We start from the raw sequence: 18,869 nt of genomic DNA, 5'->3' as shown, positions 1-18,869 counted from the left end.
ATCATCCATCCACCGAATCAAATCGTTTTCGCCTTAACCATGATATAACAGGCCGCATACCATTTTTTCTTCATTGCAGTGCATAAAATTCTCCTCTGCAGATATTCCTTTTTGAGATCCGCATCTTTCAGTGCCTTCTGCAGATGTTCATCGCTCAGGATCTGTTTGAATGCACTCCATGTATCACGTCTGCTCTGGTCGGATACTACGATCGACTTCAATGATCCAATCACGCTCGAGATATACGCTTCAAACACCGCAGACCGAATCGCATTCGAATAGCCAAGCTCCTTACATTTTGCAATCGACGCATCGTAAAAATATTTTACTTTTTCATATCGGTCATATCTGTATGTGTGCGTCAGTGACTTGGGATTTTCGCAATAATAATAGAGCGCTTCCCGAATAAATGCAACATTTTTGACGTATCTATACAGGATCATCAGAGAAAACCAGTCTTCTGATATGATGTCCCGCTCCGAAACCATTCTCCATCCAGTCCTTTTTATCAAGTCAAAAGAGAACAGACCGCCGCTCATACTCATAAAGAAGTTGGTTTTGCCTTTTGCAAGCATGTTGGGGAGCACATAGGACAGGATCTCATCCCCTTCATAATAGCATTTGTCTGGATTTGGACAAACCTCTCCGCAAATCTTACCGACTTGATCGACTTTAAAAAAGCCATACAGCACAATATCCACATTTTTTTCTTTTGCCGCAGCATAAGTCTTCTCTACCAGATCCAAAGCAATGTAGTCATCCGAATCCACAAAGCAAATGTATTCCCCTGACGCATGATCTATGCCGGTGTTTCTGGCATATCCCAGCCCTTCATTCTTTTTATGGACCACTTTGATCCTGGCATCCCTTTTTGCCCACGCATCGCACATTTCCGGGCAGCGGTCCGGGGAACCATCATCCACCAGAATGATTTCAAGGTTTGTATAGGTTTGATTGACAACACTATTTATGCATCGATCCAGATATTTTTCCACGTTATAGACCGGGATCACAACGGTGACAAGCGCCTTTTCTGTTTTATTCGTATCATTTTGCATATCTTCAACCTGTATTTCCAAAGCACCGAAATCATTTATAATTGAACAGCCACTCAGATCATACCCCATACATTCCCAAAATGGTCCATATGGTTTGAAAAATAAGCTTCCAATCCAGCCAGAAATTGCGCTCATTTATGTATTTCAGATCCAGCTCGATCCATTCATCGAAGCTCATTTCATTGCGGTTTGGCTGGACCTGCCAGTAACAGGTCAACCCCGGCGTCACATAAAGCCGCTGCTTCTGGTAGGGGGTATATTGCGCAACCTCCCGGGGCAGGGGCGGACGCGGTCCAACAATGCTCATTTCACCACGCAAAATATTGATCAGCTGCGGCAATTCATCCAGCCCTGTTTTGCGGAGGAACTTACCCACGCGTGTGATTCGCGGGTCATCTTTGATTTTAAAGACCGGACCGTCCATCTCATTTTGCGATATAAATTCATTCAGTTTATCCTCTGCATGCGGTACCATCGTGCGAAACTTGTAAAGCTTGAATATCTTTTCATCTCGCCCCACCCGATCCTGCACAAAAACCGGACTAGCACCGGGGCTGTCGATCCAAATGGCCAGCGCAATGAGCAGCATCACTGGCCAAAGGACCAGTAACGCCAACAGAGAGAAAAAGACATCCTGCACCCGGCGCCCTGTCCAATAATGCCGGTCCCGGTACAGCAGCTGGTCCCGGTCGAACCAGTAAGTTGGGATCTCCTTCAAGCCGCTGACCGTCTCAAATTCGCCATATTCATCCGGCTCCTGCACGGCACGCTTCTCAGATGCACTCATTCTGTTTCACCCCCTGTCACCTCTGCCAAGACAAACAAAAAAGCTGCAATTATACAATTTACATTGAATAATTGCAGCCGAACCACCTTGTGCTGCGCTTTCGATCCGCGCACGTAAGGCTTCATGCTTTGCGCCCCTGCATTTCTGCAGGTTTGCCAAATGATTCACTTTTGCTGTATAAACCCAAACCCGTATAGGTTTTATTGATTGTACTGGAACAGCCAGCGGATGTCAAGCGGCATTTATTCGCCCGCCCGCGCTCACCCCGCCGTCACCTTTACTTTCATCATTATTTTATCACATTTTAACGTAGGATTCAATAGTTAATGTATCTAATAAATAGTTTCATTTTTTGTGTTTATAGAAGCCCTCACTTGTATCATTCTTATCTTTTTAAATGCATAAAAGGGTTTTTGCCAATTTTATAATTGTCTTTAGCGTTTCTACTCTCAAAATGACGGAACCCGTCAAGTAAACAATCACTCCTGTCATCACTTGAGCGATAAGCAGCGGAATCGTCTCCAGTGGCAGAAGTCCGACACACCATACAATCACACCCATTAAACCATTTAAGAGTATGATGCTTTTTAGTTCTTTTACCTCTTCAACAAACCCGTAGCCTATCAGCTTTTTGCATGGAGCCGCATTGATATACCAATGAATCGGACGCTCCAAAACAGACAGTGCCAACATCGGTAATACGCCAAAAGGCAGTGTCACCAAAATGCTAACGACTGTAAGGATCTCTTTGATGATCTCCAGCTTCAAAAAAATATCACTGCGCCCCAACGATTGAATTACTTGTAAGTTGGCCGAATCAACTAAATAGGTTATAAAAAACAGACACCAGAGCTGGAGAAAAGGAACCATATCCAGCCACTTCTCTGTGAACAAAACAATAGTAATCGGTTTTGCGCAGGCTGCGATCCCGATCAAGCAGGGAAAGATACAGTAAGCAGATATCGCAAGTGATTGTCTTAAGATTTTGCAAACACTTTCCTTATTTTTTTGTTGCTCAGCCATAACAGGGAATAAGACTTCCTGCACTACCGAATATACGTTACCGACCATCAGATTGGGAATTTGTCTTCCCTTTTCATAATATGCCAGGGCAGATGCAGAAAAGACCTTGCCAATCACGAGGCTCATCAAATTATTTGTACCGGAATAAAGAAAGCCAGAGCCCATTAATTTGATTCCATATGACGCCAATGGCTTTAACTTTTTCAAAGAAAAATATAAAGACGGCCTCCATCGAACTGTAAACCACAGAATCGCCGTATCGATGAATTTGTCTATCAAATTGCGCGCAATCAAAGCCCACACACCAAATCCAGACAATGCCATCGCAATTCCAATAACCGCAGAAAGCAACGTACCTCCAAGTGAAGAGTAGAAAAATTTTCTATACTCCAGCCTCTTTGCTACCAGCGACCTCTGAACAACATTAAACCCTCCGATGATCAGTGTGATCGAAAGCACTCGAATGTACGGGATCATGTAGCTTCGGCCATAAAAATCGGCAATTACAGGCGCTAAACCGTACATTCCGGCATAAAATACCGTTCCCAACCCAATATTAAAGAAAAATACCGAGGAATATTCTTTTTGTCCAACTTCCTGCTTTTGGATCAAAGCATTGCTAAAGCCGCTATCCACGAAAATATCCAGAATATTCGTCAAAACCGTAATCAGTGAAATCACACCAAATTCTTCCGGCGCCAGGAGTCGTGCAAGAATGATTGAAACCACAAAAGATACGATCTGCGATCCGCCGCGTTCCGCAAGCTTCCATAACATATTTGATAAAATCACTTTACTCTTTATCACAACACCTAGCAGTTCCTTTCCCAGCAAGTAGCAACTATAGCATTATCTTTCGCAATTTATTTTATTATGCTTTTCACGCTGTGTTTTATATGTTTTAAGGTCAAATATACTGTCGGGAAATTTTTTCGGCATTTCCGAAGGAGGCTTCCATACAGCACTTCAAGTGATGCCTCAGCATAAAACAGTATTCTCCGCCTTATGTATGTCATTATGGAGATATAGTTTTTTTCAAGCAGTCCTTGTTCAATTGAAATATACTCTTTTCGAATTTCTTTTCGATTCTTTTGGTCTCCATATATCCATCGTTGACGCATATATGCGCTCCAATCATTTTCACAACTTCGCACCATTTCCGCATCATTTTGTTGAGCAAAATACTCACACTGGTTTCTAAAAGCTTCACATGCATGGATTTCATTTCCTCCAGTAGATATTATTCCGTTTTTCTGCACACAATAACTCATGATGCTGTTTTTTCGCAAACGATAATGGTATCCGACATACGGAACACAGACTATCCGATGACACGGATACATAATTTTGTGAAAGACAAACTCGTCCTCATGAATTTTCCCCTTTGGAAATCGAACGTTTTTCCATACTTCTTTCTGATACAGCTTATTCCATGCTACAACGCAAATACTATGTTTGCTCTGTTTGAGACATATAAATTCTCGGCCTGTCAAAACGATTTCTTCTTCCAGATCTCTTTTCTTACTCATCGGATTTTCCAGGCAATCTTCCAGCTCATCGTACGCATACTCATAATCGCAAACCGCTATGGACGCCGATGTTTTTTTGATTTCCTGATATAGAACTTCCAGCATTGCAGGCTCAATATAATCGTCGGAATCTACAAAGCAAATATATTCTCCGCCAGCCAGATCCAAGCCGCAATTTCGCGCATCTGAAAGTCCACCATTTTCCTTATGGATCACTCTGATCCTGGGATCCTTCCGGGCAAATCGATCACAGATTTCACCGCATCGATCGGGGGAACCATCATCTACAAGAATGATCTCCAAATTCTGATAGGTCTGATTTTGAACACTTTCGACACATTGTTCCAGCCATTTTTCCACTTTATAAACAGGAATGATAACTGAAATCAGCGGGTTCTCCATTTTCTCACTCATACATTCATCCCCCATGTTCATTCCAGAACACACCATGCGCTCCCTCCTCTGCCTGCCCTACGGAGTCCCCCCACCTCCGGGCGGGCAAATCCAGCATTTTTATATCACTATACCGTACCCAGACCTGACTGCCAACATCTATTTTTCTGCCTCTTGATGCTCTGCTCCTGCAATGCGCACGGGGCTCTCTGCAGGCCGCATCTTTACCTCAAATATGTTACTTTATAACGCTTTTGCTGCAACTCGGCGTTTTTTCAAACTTTTTTGAATTTTATTGCACGATGCTGGCAGACTTCGCTATTCTATACATAATAGAGAGAATTTTTCGCCAAAGATCTCATATCATGTTTGCCGTTTTCTTTTTGTTTTCATTCTGTGATACTTTAATTTCAGCCTCTTATACACATATCCGAATACAGAACGTTCCTCTCCCTTCTTTTTGTAAAAGCTATACCTCATACAATTGTGTATAACAAACGCAACACATTTATTTCTTGTCCGGTCCACCTCCTTGATCTTTTTCTCCAGTTCTTTCACATCTTCCGGGATCCAGAGAGCAGAATAATGATGGATCGAATATGTATTTTCCGTTCTGTGAAAAGATCTCGTTTCATAATCCAGCGGACAAAAATATTCCGGCGGATAGACCGTCACATCGTCTGTTTTCCAAATTTCTTTTGCGCTAAACCGATATCCGTATTTATAAAGCGGAAATGTATTCTTTTGGGGACAAGGCTCTACATCCAAGGTCCCGTCCGGCAGTCGGAAATGTTGCTTTTCATATTCCTCCAAAAGTTCCTGCAGGATCCTGCTGCCTTTTTCTGCCCCAAATCCAAGGCCTGTATTGACAAACCCCGAACTCTCCGTCGCCAGATAGCACTTGTGTTCCAGCAGCGGATCCAAGGATCTCACCAGCTCCACGTCCGTGTCCAGGTAGATTCCTCCGTATTGAAAAACCACTTTCAAGCGGGCATAATCGCTTACAAACGCCCATCTTTTTTCCTGATAAGCTTCTTTTGCAAAATCACAGCAGGCAATATCGAAGTTGTCCTCATTCCACTCACGGATCTCGTAGTCGGGGCAGTATTTCTTCCAACTGGCGATGCAAGTTTTTGCCAGGTCAGGCAAAGGCCCCCGCCCAAACCAGCAATAGTGGATGACTTTGGGGATCATTTTCCGCTTCCTCCTTCCTCCACCTCCGGGCGGGCAAATCCATCCTCTTTTCAACATTTATTATATCGTATCCAGACCTGTCTGCCAATACCAATTTTCCGTTTCCGTGCGTCTGAACGTCCAAACAGGCCGTCGCATTCCGGATGCGGCGGCCTGTTTTTGCATTACGGTCCGGAGCGCCCGGCGGCGCGCCGGACGCTGCCCTCCCAATGCCAAAACCGTTTTTACTTTTCACGCGGCCGGCGGCCCATTCGTCCGAAAGGTTCCCATGCAGCACGTCGCATCGCTTATGCCCGGGCGGTTTCCGTCACTCACTCGTCCCAGCGGTCGTCGCCGTCATCGTCGTCGTTCCAGTGGTCCTCGCCGTCCCAATCGTCGTCATCGTCGTCGTCATCGTCGTCGTCATCGTCGTCATCATCGTCATCATCCCAGTCGTCGCTGTCATAGGGGGCATCCGAGCCGGTGGGGTCATCATACCAGTCATCGTCATCTCTGGGAGCATCCGAGCCGGTGGGGTCGTAGTCGTCAGGGAGCTGCACCGGGGGCGCCGTATTCGAGGCAGGCGGGGCGCTCTGCGCAGGCGTCTGGGCGGGCGTGCTCTGGGCAGCCTGCTGGGGAACGTCGTCGGGCGCCGCCTCTCCCATCCGGATCCGGATGGTGCTGCCGTAGTGCTCGTCCAGTTCTTCCCAGATCTCCTCGGCCTCGTGGGCCTGCCAGTCCGCATCCTCGCTGGCCACCGATACCGACACCGTCCCCCCGTCGGTCAAATATCCCATCACGATGGCCCGGGCCACCAGCTCGCTGGCCGCGTCTTCCCGGTCCATCCCCTGGTACGCAAACCCCGAGACCAGGGCCGCGCCGTCTGCGTTCAGACCCTTCAGGTCCAGCACCCGTCCGCTCCGGCTGAGCGTCATCTCCACATCCGGGTTGATCTGGAGGCGCAGGGTGCCATAGGGGGTGAAGTTGGGCCGGTAATAGCCGAAAAAGCCCAGGCACAGGCAGGCGGCCAAAGCAGCCGCGGCCACCGCGGCCCGCAGCCAGACCGGACGCCGGGCGGGGGGCAGGCGCAGCTCCACCACATCCTGCACCGTCTGGCCCACCTGATAGTGCAGGTTGGCCGTCTTAAGGAAGCGGCCCCTCTCGTCCAGCACCACCGCATAGGCCGGGTGGGTCTCCATCACAAGATATTTCATTCCCGCACTCCTTCCTTCAGGGCCACCATCTGGCACAGATGCCCCCGAATGATCTCATATCCATTGGTAAAAGCCAGCAGCACCGCCACCAGATATTTCCGGTGCCGCTCGATGGTCTTTTTATCCACGCCGGAGCCTGCGGCCAGCTCCCCGATGGGCAGCCGCCCGGTCTGTGCCAGGCGGTCCAGCAGCGCGGGGTTTGCGCGGGCATAATCCAGGACCCGGCGGCAGGCCGCCAGGGTGCGCTCCTGCCGGGGGCAGTTGTCGGCCACATCCGAAAAGGAAATGGCAAACTGCTCCCCCAGCTGGCGTCCAAATTCGGTGATCTCGCTCTGGCTGGCCACCCGCACCTCATATTGGGCCAGCTGGTCCTGAGTATCGGGCAGGGTCTCCAGCAGCATGCGCCCGTCCTCCCCGTCCCCCGGGGCCGAGAGAGACAGCGCGCCCCGGTGCCGGCTCTCGGCCCGGTAGTAGTCGATCAGGCGGTTGCGGATGGCCCGGGCCGCATAGCCCAAAAAAGAGCCTCTGCCCTTGTCATAGGCCAGGGCCGCCTCATAAAAAGCCATCATGGCGATGCTCAGTTCGTCCTCATGGCCCGCCTCGGGGGCGCTGTGGGTGAATTTATAGGTCTCGCTGCGTATAAACCCCATATACTGCGCCACCAAGGCATCCGCAGCCGCCGGGTCCGTCCTGGCTGCCCGGACCTGGGCCACGATGCTGTGTTCGGTCTGTAACAACATTCGGTCTCCTCCTTCCATCAGCAGGATACGGACGCCGCGCTCTGTTTTCGGGTACGCCCGTCCCTTTTGTACAAAATCCCACCCCCAGTGTACCAGATTACGGCCAAAGATGCGAGGGGGCAGACGCATTTTGCGGCGCGGCGTTCCAAACAAACGCAAAACGGTCGCAGCGCCGGTGTCTGGATACCGGGCGCCGCGGCCTTGCGAGGGAAAGGAGTTCAGGTAGGATCTTCCGGTGGATCTCGATCCGGAGAGGATATCACCGTTCGGCGTGGAACTCCATCCCTTCTTCCAGCAGGAGAACGCCCTGGCGCTGATGAAGGAGTATGGCGTCCATCCCGAAGCATGGGGTCCCTTTGCCGAGGGCAACCACGGCATCTTCACCCATCCCGTGCTGACCGCCATCGGCCAGAAATACGGCAAGAGCGCCGCCCAGGTGGCCCTGCGGTGGAACGTCCAGCGTGGCGTCACCGTCATCCCCAAGTCCATCCACAAGGAGCGCATGGAGCAGAACCTGTCCATCTGGGACTTCCAGCTCAGCGACGAGGATATGGCAGAGATTGCACAGCTCGACATCGGCCACAGCGAGATCGTGGACCACAGCGACCCCAAGTTTGTCCAGATGCTCCACCGGATGAAAGTCCACGAATGATCCGCCCGCCCTTTGCGCGCCGGCGCCGCTCCAGAAAAACAACGCATCCATCATCCAAGAAAGCCGCTCGACGCATCGAGCGGCTTTCTTTTTGCGACACGCTAAAACGGAGGCAGCTTTCGCTGCCTCCGTCTAAAGACTGATTCCGTTCAGGTCTATGCAGGCCCTCACGGTCATATCCTTCCATACACCCTTGCAAAACGCGTATCCGGTCCGCTTGCAATAAGCGGCGTCATCCTGCGTCAGCAAAAGGCCGAAGGAAAGATATTTTTAACCCCTCGGGTTCTTGATGGCAGCCTGAGCGGCGGCCAGACGGGCGATGGGCACACGGTAGGGCGAGCAGCTCACGTAGTCCAGGCCGATGTTGTGGCAGAACTCGATGGAGGAAGGATCGCCGCCGTGCTCACCGCAGATGCCCAGGCCGATGTCGGGGCGGGTGGCGCGGCCGGGTCTCGATCCGCTCCAGCTGAATCTTCCGCTCACTGTTCCCCTGCTGGTCCTTCCGACTGGTCTCCTTGTAGTATTTTTTCAGCAGCTCCAGGGCGATCTGGATGATCTGGTGCTTGTCCCCCAGCAGCTGCTCAAAGAGGGTGTCGGCCATCATTTCCAGCTTCCAGTCTCCGTACATCCGAATCCCGCAGTACCCCTCGCTGTCCAGGCCCATCTCCTCCCGTTTCTGCTTGGAACCGTTGTTGATCCGGTTGTAGCACTGGTATCCGTAGGAGATACTGCCGTCCTTCCGGACGTGCCACTTGTCCCGGCGGCAGGCATAGCCGCAGCTGCACCGCAGCTTGTTGACCCAGATATCCTCGGAACTCCGGTTGCTGATGGTCACCTTGCCGTCTTTCAGAGCCACCGGTTTCCTCCGGTTGAGCCGGATGCTCTGGGCCTTGTTCCAAACTTCCTTGGAGACAATGGCCGGGAAGTCCCCTTCCTGATACTGATAAGTGGAGGCGTCCAGGTTCAGCACCCGGTGCTGTTCCAGAAAGTTGTTGTTCCGGGACTTGTTGTAGCACTTGGTGCCGGTGTAGGTGGCATTTTTCAGAACCCGCACCACGCTGGAGGCGCTCCACCGCACCAGCCCCATGGCGCTCTTCCTGTGCCGGGCGTTGAGCTCGTTGGCAATTTGCAAAGAACCTCTCCCCTGCAAATAGAGGTCGAAAATCAGCCGCACCGTCTCGGCCTGCTCCTCGTTGATTTGATAAGTATCTCCAACCCGGTCATAGCCCAGAATATTGCCGTTGCCGTACAGCACCCCTTTCTCCCGACTCACCTTCTGGCCCGCCCGCACCCGCTCGGAGGTCTTGCGGCTCTCCTCCTGGGCCAGGGTGGCCATCAGGGAGAGGCGAAGCTCGCCATCCCCGTCCATGGTCCAGATATTGTCCTCGATGAAGTAGACTTCCACCCCGATGCCTTTCAGATCCCGGGTGATGACCAAGGTGTCCACCACGTTCCGGGCAAACCGGCAGACCTCCCGGGTCACAATCAGATCAAACTTGCCCTGCCGGGCGTCGTCAATCATCCGCAGAAAGGAGGGCCTTTTCTTGGCCTGGGTACCGGTAATGCCCTCGTCTATATACCGGTCCTGAATCTCCTAGTTGGGATGATACCGCGCCTGATCGTCGTACCACTGCATCTGGTTTTCCAGGGCAGCAATCTGCGCCTCGTGCTCGGTGGATACCCGGCCATAGACGGCCACCTTCCGCTTCCGGTTCCGGTCCAGCTGGGTGTAGTCCGTCAGCTTAAAGCGATAGTTGTAATCGTCCCGCATCATAATGCCGCCCTCCTTGTTTCTTAAATGCCGTGCCCCTTGGCAGGGGCTTTGCTTGTGTTGCGAACCACGTTGGCATAGGTCTCCGGGTTGACCAGACCTTTCTTCATCAGAATTTCGATCAGGGCAACCGCTGCATAGCGTTCATCAATCTTGTTGTTCTTGATTCTGGCACCTCCATCTTATCACATATGCTTGGTTTCGTTGAGGATGTCGATTGGAATGTTTCATATCATCCGGCGTTGGCCTTCCGGATAGATTGTTCAAAATTTTTAATAAAATCTATACCCTGTTCCCCGATCCGCCGGATGCCTTCCAGCCCCGAGAGACAGAGCGCCGGATTGCTCTGCAAACAGGTGTTCCATCGGAAAATCAAAGTGTCCAGGGCATCCTCCATTTCAGCGAAAATGTCCTCCTCGTTCATCTCTCCGGTGGGCTGGAGCATCTTTTCCGACGCTTCCCGGATGGCTTGCAGGGTTTCTGCAACGCTGCGCTTACGTTTCGGCTTTTCCTGGGGCTTCTCTTGGGGCTTTTCTTTGTCTTTGTGCTTTTCCTCGGGCTTTTCGAGTTCTTTGGTCTGCCGGAGCTGCTGGACCAGAGCTGGTCTTTCCTCCTGCGGAGCCTTGGCGATGGCCGCCACAGCCTTCTCTGTGGGTTTGATGCTGCCGGTCAGGATTTCCTGTTTGATGCCGGGAACGGCCTCCTCAGCGGCATCTACGCCGTTGGCGAATTGCTCTGCACGGATAACAGTATTTCTGGCTACGCCATTCTCGGCTGCAATGCGTTCACAGGTTTTTTCTTTCAAGATCAAGTTACCATTTTGGTAACTTGATTTTGGTGCATTGTTTTTACGATCTCCGCCATATGCAATCTTCTCCGCCTTGTACTGCTGTCCCATCAGATACTTGAATTGCTGGGACGTTAGGTTCCGCCGCCCCAGCTGGTTTTTGCAGATCCAGGCGATGACTGCGTACCGATCGGGAAACTCCTTCTCATAGATAGTGAACTGAATCTCCGGGTGCTGCTGAAGGATGCGGTAGCGGTTGTGACCATCCACGATGATGCCGTTCCAGACGATCAGCGGGTTGATAACCACCCCATCTGCCAGGATGTTTTCCTCCAGCTGTTTCAGTTCTTCCTCACGAAGCGGAGGAATCTTGCTCTGAAACTCCGGGTCAACGCTCAAATTCTGCAGCATCTGCTTTCGCCTCCTCTCTTTTATCGGGTGTGAATTCCATTTCAGTCGAACTTTAAGGCCCACTGCCCTGGAGCTTTCCATTCCGGCCAGTGGTTTGAAATTGATTTTTCGGGTTCCTCCCCCATTTGTCCTCGACACCCCGGGGAGGGTTGGGAACCTTCTGGCGGCGGATTTGCACCGCTCCATCGGCCTTTCGGCCGCCCCGCCTTCTTCATGGCCGGGCCGCGAGTTACGGAAGTGTCATTGTCTGGAAGTTCCAGGAGGTTGAACTATTCGGTTTTCAAGGTGCTGCGCGGTCTCTGGTAAAAGCATACCAGAAGTTTTTCCGTTCCGGGAGTGACCGGAAGTACACCATTTGGTGTACTCTTAGTACACCTCTCTGTGAAAGTGCCCATTACAATGATAACTTAGGTCCCTCTTTGACGGGAGTGACTATCTGTCACAGTTTACTATGACGGGTTGTCATACCTTCCAAGTTTTTCATTTTTCAGGCACAAAAAATGCCGGCAGACAGTCGCAGTCTCATCCAAACTGCTTCTATCTGCCGGTATTCCATATGCTGCCTTACCGGGCAGCGTTTTGTTTTATCCTTCTCTCTGATCCACAACGTCCAGAGAATCTCTGCCTACCCGGCAGAGCAAAAAGAGAACTTTCACCCCAGCCGCCTTTGCCTGGGCCAGAGCCTCGCCGAAAGCCGGGTGGGTGTCCACATTGGGCCGCACCTCGGCAATCCCTTCCATCTGGATCACAAAGGCTACCCCACAGCGGACCCCGGCCTGCTGGGCCTGGGTCAGTTCCTGCAGGTGCTTGACGCCCCGCTCGGTGGGGGCATCCGGGAAGTAGCCGATGCCGTTCACTTCCAGGGTGCAGCCCTTCACCTCCAGCAGATAGAGCTGGCCCGCCTTTTCCATGGCGAAATCAATCCGGGACTTCCCATAGGAGAACTCGGGGTGGATGTCGTCAAAGCCCTGGGTTTCCAGCCACTCCTTCACCACCTTGTTGGGAGCCTGGCTGTCGATGTTGACCCAGCCCAGGCCCTCTTTCCGGACGGCTACCAAGTCATATTTTGTCTTGCGGGCAGGGTTATCCGACACTTCCAGCCGGACATCCGCCCCTGGCAGCAGCAATTCTTTGCAGCGACCGGTGTTTTTGACATGGACGGTTTCTTCCTTGCCATCCAACATAACCTTGGCAATGAAGCGGTTGGGGCGGGAGAGGAAGGTGGCGTCTACGATTTTTTTATATTTCATGTAATTTAAACCAACTCATACGATTGTTAGGCTCTTACGTTTTGACCTGGATTCCCGTAAAACTCACGCAATTTTTTGAAGAATGGACTTTGCATCTGCGATATTCTGATTCAGTTCTTTATGATTGACCTGATTCATTCCTTCTCGATCCTGAGACTGAAGCACAACCTGAACTTTACACATTTTGTACAGCAGCCCCACCAGCAAAACCGTATTTTCTATGGTAATCTTATCCGCAGATGTATAGGCATTCCAGTCGGTGCGGCCTTCCTCCAAAATAATGGATTTCATTGCCTGCAAGTGTTGCTCGTACTGCTTTTGCACCAATAAAAGCGAATCCTTATACCAGCCTGCGGAGACATACAAATCATTCAGATACTGGCAAATCTGGTTGATCTCATCTTCTGCCTCTTTCATCTGATTCCAGGCTTCATCTGCTTTATCAGAGATGGACTTGCCCACCAGGTTAAAAATGATGCCACCAACCAGAATTCCTACACCCAGAGTGGCAGCTCCCAGCACTGCAGAACCCAGCGCCATACCACCGCCTCCGGCCGCCAAAGCTCCGCCGCCCAAAGCGGCCAGGGTGGCATTGACAGCCGCCGCGCCGCTGAGGGAAGCAATTGCTGTTCCTGTGGATGCTGTACCCAGGGCCATTACTGCAGCCGTTGTTGCACCTGCTGCGGCAAAGCCGCCGGCAGTGCCCAGCGCCGCACCGCCCAGTCCACCCAGCAAAACGCCCGCTCCCACAGACGTTTTCTTCAGCTCCTCAGGGTTGTACTCCGGGATCTGAACTTCTTCATGGGCCAGGTTCTTGAATTCGGGGCGATTTTGAATTTTCTCCATCAGATCTGAAAAGGTCTCAAAATCCTTGAGAATGGACAGCTCTAACTTTCCCAGATCGTCCATTTCCTGATTGGTGGTTTCTGTTTCCTGCTCAAAGCGTTTCAGATTGCGCTGATGTTTTCTCTGGGCTTTTTTCTGGGTGTCGCTGGCTTTTTTCATTTTTACGGCACCCTGCACGCCAGATGTTGCTCCGACAGCGGCCGCAGCAGCGGCTCCCATTCCCAATATCAAGGGTAACGGCATGATCCATTCCTCCTTATCCCTGTTTCAATCTCTCGCAGGCCTCGTAGTTGAGCTTATCATATGTTTCTCTGCTCATAATCCCCTTGAAGAAGACTTCATAGCTCTCATCCACCCTGCACAGCAAGGGCCTGTCTTTGTAGATGCTGCACAGATTGCCGGACAGATATTTGCACACACCATCTCCCCGGTCCAGTTCCCGGTATAGATCCGACCAACCCAGATGGCGGCAGCATGCGCCGCATTGATCACATTGAAACATCATTCAAACACCAGCCGCATCTGAGGGTTTTGCATGGCTTCATCAAAAGAACGGTAGTTCTTCCATGGCAATGGAAGTCCATAGCTCAGGTAAGCCTGTTCCAGGATCGCATTCAGTTCTTCTTCGCTTTGTGTCTGGTCGATTGTTTCTGCAATGTTGTGATAGATCGCCGTCTCTTTGCGGAAGGATTCCAGATCAATTTGTTCCAGCCTGGCGGCGTATTCTTCAAAGAATCGCGCCTGGTTTTGGTAATAAGCAATATCCCCTTCCACTGTATCAATCTGGTTCAGGGAAGAAACCAGCTTGTTAACCATTTCGCTGCGGTTCAGGAAGTAGAGCAAAGTACAGCTCATGATGCCTGTCACAAATGTCCCACAGAACATTGGCACTGTATCTCCTGCCAGAGGCAACGTTCCCAATGGCAGATCAGTTAGAGCCTCCTGTACCAGCACTCCCACTACAACGCTGGCCCCCGTAGCCAAGATTTGAGCCGTGGCACGCATCCGCTCGCCAAAGGGGTATGCATCCGGATTAATCAGCAGCACCTTGCAGGCTTCCACCACCGAGGCATAAGACTGGCGGATCACCCGCACAACATTCTTCGCAGTGGTAAAAAAGATATTGCACAAAGTGGTGGTGAGGCTGGCCAGGACTCCGGCTGTTGCGCCGCTAAGAAATTTGGAAAACAAGTCCGGAAATTTCTGCTTTGCATTTTCAAATCCACGCAGGATGCCATGGCCAATCCGTCCAAGGAAATCTCCCAGATCAAATGGCCCATTCTGAACATCACATGCCTGGAACTCTTCCTCTACCGCAAACCACATTTCAGCAAAGACAAAGCCCAATGCCTGCCGTGCCCCCATCCGAAGCCCCACGTTGGCCGCGGCCAGCGTTAGATCCTTGGCAAAACGAGGACTGGTATAATAGGCTGCTGCCAGTTTGGCATTGTAATCTTTGCGCGCGGCGGCATCCACCTTCCGCATATTTTCTTTTTGCTTATCGCTATACTCATCCCCACGCCGCTCCAATAGTTGATCCATTGTCTTATCTTTCTTGGTGCGATTGGTATGAGGATTGGTGGCTTTCAGGTTTTCTTCGCAGTTGGCCAAATCTGTGCCCTTGATGCCTGACAGCACCCGGCCACGGTCATCGTGAATTTCATGAGCAGAAATCACATGATCCAGATCCGTTTTGCCATTGCGGGCTATTTTATCGCCCGTATAGGCATCCCGCAAAGTTCCTGCCTTTTTCTGTTGGCTAATCTGCCGGTTAATCTCTTTATAACGCAGGTCGCGATGATATTCGTTGGTATCATACTTACCACGGTTCTCATAAGCCGCCGCATTTCGGGCGTTCTTATAAGTCATCTCCGGTGTCTGACCAACCTGACGCACATTATGGATGGTGTCCACATCACCGCCATACTGATCCTGAACCAAAAAGTCCAGTCCAAAGGATGTGATGAGACTCTCCACGATGACCCTTTTATACTGCTGAAGTAGCAAATCCATAACCGGTTCATTGGGATCAGACGGCATATGATCCCCAACGGCGCAAACATAATTGCTCATATTGTCATCTCTTTTTAAGTTCTTTGCGTCTTTTCCATACAGCGTTTTTTGCAATTTTCTAAAGGTTGTTTATATAAGAGTACCATGTGTTTTTTAAAATGTAAACAGATTGATTTTATTTGCCTCTCCATAGGCAGCAAACAATTTTACCGATTGAATTGTGTCAAAGAAAGGCTGCCAGTTCACACAACCAGCAGCCTCATTGTTTTTATTGCGTTTGGGATGTTCCATTTCCTTGCAGCGCATGCGCAAGAGCCTGTTCTATTCGATTGGCTTCCTCGCTTTCATCAGTCCGAAGACGAAGCAAAGGAATCCCACACCGCTCAAAAATGCGATTCTTCTTTGCATCTCTTTGAGCCTGTACGCTGCCTACTGCATGGAATGCAGTTCCATCTACTTCAACCGCCAGCAGCGGCGATTTGTCCACTCGCCGGAACAGCAGAAAATCCACATGGGTCAAGGGATTTCGGGCGTAGACAGCCTCATCTTCGGTCAGCAGGGTGTAATCTCGGATCAAATGATTGACTGACACGTGGACCGCACAGTCCACCGAAGAGAACTGTTCTTTTCGCAATATTTTCTCAATGACAGTATAGAGTAGATTTTCTGAATCATATTCTGACACTCGTCTGTGCTTTTTCAGATAAGCCTGGCGCTGTACTGCATATCCTTTGTAGAGCAGGTCAAACACCGAATAAACGGTGCTGTTTACCACTTCGCAGTTATTATATAGAATATACCGAGTCAGATCCCCATAGTTGGTGCGATCATTCCGAGGATCGCTGGACGTAATCACTGTCAGAGACCGAACTGCCCGCGACACTGCCACATTGAGCATATGAGGATCATCCACAAATTTGGTGATCACATTGTCCACCGAAGTCAAGACAATGGCATCCTTTTCACGGCCCTGGAATTTGTGAACGGTCGCCACTTCCCATTCCTTTCCCAACTGGGCCTGGATGGCTGCTACCTGGTCGCGGTATGGGGTAATGATGCCGATTTGGTTGTATCCCTGCGCTTTCAGCCTGGGAAGCACTTCTTCCCGCATCACGTCAATCTGGCGCTGGTTCAGATGTCCCCGGGCATGATTGCCTGGGGATGTTTTGTATATGGTCAGGACATTGGGTTCTCCGTGATCCTCAGTCATAACAATTAACTTACCGCCATAAAATTTCTGGTTGCAGAAGTTGATGATTTTGGGATGACAGCGGTAATGTTCACGCAGAAGCACCGTGGGTACATCCTTCCACACTTCCAGTGCCGAAGCAAGCAAACTGTGTGTCGAAAAATGATAGGGTTCCGGCAGAGCATACCGGTTCCAGACAGCCTCGCTCCTTTGGATACTGTCGCTATTCAGAACATTGGGAAGCTGCTGGAGGTCACCTACAATTACCACATTTTTTGCGCAAGCCAAAGCCAACACGCCGGTGGTTAGATCCACCTGGGACGCTTCATCCACAATTAGGTAATCATAAAGATAGTCTGGATGCAGCGTTCCCTTGACCGAATAAGTGGTACTCAGAATCACCGGATATTCTGTATTGAACCGCTCGGAGGCGCGGCGGAAGCTTTCCAGTGCAAAGCGAGGCCGCTTTTCGTTCCAACGGAATCGTTGGCTCAATTCGGCCCGAAACAGTTGCAGAGACCGATCGGACAGCTCTTTCATTTTCTCGTCAAAGGAATAATCTTGCAGCATCTGTTCCAGATGAGCTTTTTCCTCCGTCAACTCCTGACGGTGCAGACGATAATATTCCCGCTGGAGGTACGGAATCACTGTTTCCGGTGCCTGTCGAAACAGTTCCATAGCACTTCGGCTGAAACGAAGCCAAATCAAAATTCGTTTCAGCAAACCCAGCCTTTTTCCCTTTTCTGTATAGGCCTCATATTCCAGCCACAAAGATAGCACTTCTGCGGCTGACAGGTTCTTGACCTGACCCTGAAAAGCGTGTCCTATGCTCTCATAGTAGGACGCAAAGTCATGTTCCTCCGGCGTCAGTTCCAACAGCTCCTGCTGAATTGCTGCAATCCGGTTCTTTGCCTCCAGCTGCCGATTCAGCTCATGAGATAACTGTATAACTGATTGTTCCAATCTCTGTTGTTCTTCCGGCTCTAACACCCAGGACTCCATGTCAGGATACTTCCCTGTTTGGGCTTCCAGAAACTGTTCTTTGTTTGCCCGACTGCCCAAAAAAGCCGTTAAAAAGGAAAGGTCTTTTGCCTCCATTTTTTCGGCTACATTCAAAGTTGCCGAATTATTATTGGAAACCACCGCCACCGTTTTTCCGTTTCGGACGGCATTGACAATGATGTTCAGGATGGTCTGCGTCTTCCCGGTGCCCGGCGGTCCCTGGATGATGCTCACCTGAGAGGACAATGCATTTTCTACTGCCACTTTTTGGCTCTGATTCAGGCCAAATGGATAGAGAATCACTTCAGGCAAATCACGCTTTTTCAGCTTTGCAGCTGGATTCAAATAGCTGGCTAGTACGCTCCCACTGTCAATCCTCTTACACCGTTCATATTGACCGCTCAATAGGTTCATACCATTGTCAGCTGTAAGACCTACTGCCTCGGCGGTCTCCTTAAAATAGGCAAAGAGATACTTCACCTTTTGATCCGTCAAGCAGTTTTGATGAAGCACAACATCAGTTTTGGGATAAGAAACGGCTTTTTTACCTGTCCAGACAAAACGATACCAAGTGCCATAATCCAAAATTTCATCGAGATCAGTCAGGGAGCGATCAGTGGTCTCCACGATCCATCCGTCTGCCTTGAAACGTTGCCGCAGTTCCAGGACCTGTACCTTATCACGCCGGTAATGATAAGCTTTGCTAGACTTGGTGTAGATAATCTCACAATACTCGCTTTCCAGCTGAAAATGAGCAACCGAATCCGTTCGGTCCTGGCCGTTGATAAGGATAAGATACTTTTCCTGATCCATTTCAGGCCTCCATAGCCGTTTCTTAAATAGCAATGTTGTATTAATATTTTATTATAACATGCACTTTTACTTATCACAAGATACAGAAGGCGCTGCAAAGTAACCGCCCTATAATCCCCCGACTGTAAAAAAGTACCAACCTGTGAGAAAATAAGAGAAAGTATCAAAAGTCTAAGAAGTCTTAGAAATCTGAGAAGTCTCACAGGGGGTAAAAAATG

General features: G+C 50.3%; 16 protein-coding genes, 1 pseudogene and 1 riboswitch. Of the genes and pseudogenes, 1 reads left to right on the top strand and 16 read right to left on the bottom strand.

The features are described 5' to 3' along the window. Positions 1-17 precede the first annotated feature (17 nt). The 7 genes from B5G12_RS10810 to B5G12_RS10780 all read right to left on the bottom strand — a co-directional run bounded on the left by B5G12_RS10810 (position 18) and on the right by B5G12_RS10780 (position 7,917). On the bottom strand, positions 18-1,127 hold the full coding sequence (locus B5G12_RS10810; RefSeq protein WP_158099716.1) for a glycosyltransferase family 2 protein: 1,110 nt from the start codon (positions 1,125-1,127) through the stop codon (positions 18-20). Then, complete coding sequence (locus B5G12_RS10805; protein WP_087324911.1) at positions 1,117-1,845, bottom strand: sugar transferase; 729 nt, start codon at positions 1,843-1,845, stop codon at positions 1,117-1,119. Before B5G12_RS10805 ends, B5G12_RS10810 begins: the two co-directional genes overlap by 11 nt. Before the next feature lie 69 nt (positions 1,846-1,914). Next, positions 1,915-2,012: riboswitch (cyclic di-GMP riboswitch) on the bottom strand. Between the two features lie 226 nt (positions 2,013-2,238). Then, positions 2,239-3,675: a lipopolysaccharide biosynthesis protein gene (locus B5G12_RS10800; RefSeq protein ID WP_242956014.1), complete on the bottom strand. Its 1,437-nt coding sequence runs from the start codon at positions 3,673-3,675 to the stop codon at positions 2,239-2,241. Positions 3,676-3,731: 56 nt separating this feature from the next. Next, positions 3,732-4,811 (bottom strand): glycosyltransferase family 2 protein, encoded by a 1,080-nt coding sequence (locus B5G12_RS10795; protein WP_158099715.1) that lies wholly within the window; start codon positions 4,809-4,811, stop codon positions 3,732-3,734. Between the two features lie 342 nt (positions 4,812-5,153). Further along, on the bottom strand, positions 5,154-5,984 hold the full coding sequence (locus B5G12_RS10790) for a glycosyltransferase family 32 protein (protein ID WP_158099714.1): 831 nt from the start codon (positions 5,982-5,984) through the stop codon (positions 5,154-5,156). A gap of 311 nt (positions 5,985-6,295) precedes the next feature. After that, positions 6,296-7,177 carry an anti-sigma-I factor RsgI family protein gene (locus B5G12_RS14665; protein WP_158099713.1) on the bottom strand — a complete coding sequence of 294 codons (882 nt, stop codon included), beginning with the start codon at positions 7,175-7,177 and terminating at the stop codon, positions 6,296-6,298. Beyond that, positions 7,174-7,917, bottom strand: coding sequence for a sigma-70 family RNA polymerase sigma factor (locus B5G12_RS10780; protein WP_087324907.1), 744 nt, complete (start codon positions 7,915-7,917; stop codon positions 7,174-7,176). Before B5G12_RS10780 ends, B5G12_RS14665 begins: the two co-directional genes overlap by 4 nt. Before the next feature lie 235 nt (positions 7,918-8,152). Between B5G12_RS10780 and B5G12_RS10775 the strand changes: the two genes are divergently transcribed. Further along, positions 8,153-8,569: an aldo/keto reductase gene (locus B5G12_RS10775; RefSeq protein ID WP_343286636.1), complete on the top strand. Its 417-nt coding sequence runs from the start codon at positions 8,153-8,155 to the stop codon at positions 8,567-8,569. Positions 8,570-8,839: 270 nt separating this feature from the next. Here B5G12_RS10775 and B5G12_RS10770 read toward each other — a convergent pair. From B5G12_RS10770 to B5G12_RS10730, 9 genes and pseudogenes are all read right to left on the bottom strand, one after another. Then, positions 8,840-9,016, bottom strand: a pseudogene (locus B5G12_RS10770) (putative PEP-binding protein); the annotation flags it as partial. Beyond that, positions 8,973-10,160 carry a recombinase family protein gene (locus B5G12_RS10765; RefSeq protein ID WP_087324906.1) on the bottom strand — a complete coding sequence of 396 codons (1,188 nt, stop codon included), beginning with the start codon at positions 10,158-10,160 and terminating at the stop codon, positions 8,973-8,975. The gene B5G12_RS10765 and the pseudogene B5G12_RS10770, both read right to left, overlap by 44 nt. A 3-nt stretch (positions 10,161-10,163) precedes the next feature. Beyond that, complete coding sequence (locus tag B5G12_RS10760) at positions 10,164-10,343, bottom strand: hypothetical protein (RefSeq protein WP_087324905.1); 180 nt, start codon at positions 10,341-10,343, stop codon at positions 10,164-10,166. Between the two features lie 229 nt (positions 10,344-10,572). Next, on the bottom strand, positions 10,573-11,724 hold the full coding sequence (locus B5G12_RS10755; protein ID WP_144064136.1) for a hypothetical protein: 1,152 nt from the start codon (positions 11,722-11,724) through the stop codon (positions 10,573-10,575). Positions 11,725-12,122: 398 nt separating this feature from the next. Continuing rightward, positions 12,123-12,788 (bottom strand): DNA/RNA nuclease SfsA, encoded by a 666-nt coding sequence (gene sfsA / locus B5G12_RS10750; RefSeq protein WP_087324903.1) that lies wholly within the window; start codon positions 12,786-12,788, stop codon positions 12,123-12,125. 63 nt (positions 12,789-12,851) lie between these two features. Beyond that, the gene (locus B5G12_RS10745; protein ID WP_087324902.1) at positions 12,852-13,877 is read right to left on the bottom strand and encodes a hypothetical protein; all 1,026 of its coding nucleotides are present in this window, start codon (positions 13,875-13,877) and stop codon (positions 12,852-12,854) included. A 13-nt stretch (positions 13,878-13,890) separates the two neighbouring features. Further along, positions 13,891-14,136 carry a YkgJ family cysteine cluster protein gene (locus B5G12_RS10740; protein WP_087324901.1) on the bottom strand — a complete coding sequence of 82 codons (246 nt, stop codon included), beginning with the start codon at positions 14,134-14,136 and terminating at the stop codon, positions 13,891-13,893. Then, positions 14,136-15,707 carry a hypothetical protein gene (locus B5G12_RS10735; protein WP_087324900.1) on the bottom strand — a complete coding sequence of 524 codons (1,572 nt, stop codon included), beginning with the start codon at positions 15,705-15,707 and terminating at the stop codon, positions 14,136-14,138. The genes B5G12_RS10740 and B5G12_RS10735 overlap by 1 nt, the downstream gene beginning before the upstream one ends. A 208-nt stretch (positions 15,708-15,915) precedes the next feature. Then, on the bottom strand, positions 15,916-18,651 hold the full coding sequence (locus tag B5G12_RS10730) for a DEAD/DEAH box helicase (protein WP_087324899.1): 2,736 nt from the start codon (positions 18,649-18,651) through the stop codon (positions 15,916-15,918). Positions 18,652-18,869 lie beyond the last annotated feature (218 nt).

The organism is Faecalibacterium sp. An58 (genome assembly GCF_002161515.1).
Classification (GTDB): domain Bacteria; phylum Bacillota; class Clostridia; order Oscillospirales; family Ruminococcaceae; genus Faecalibacterium; species Faecalibacterium avium.
Note: the sequence above shows the minus strand (reverse complement) of the source record. Positions and strands in the feature narration are given on the sequence as shown.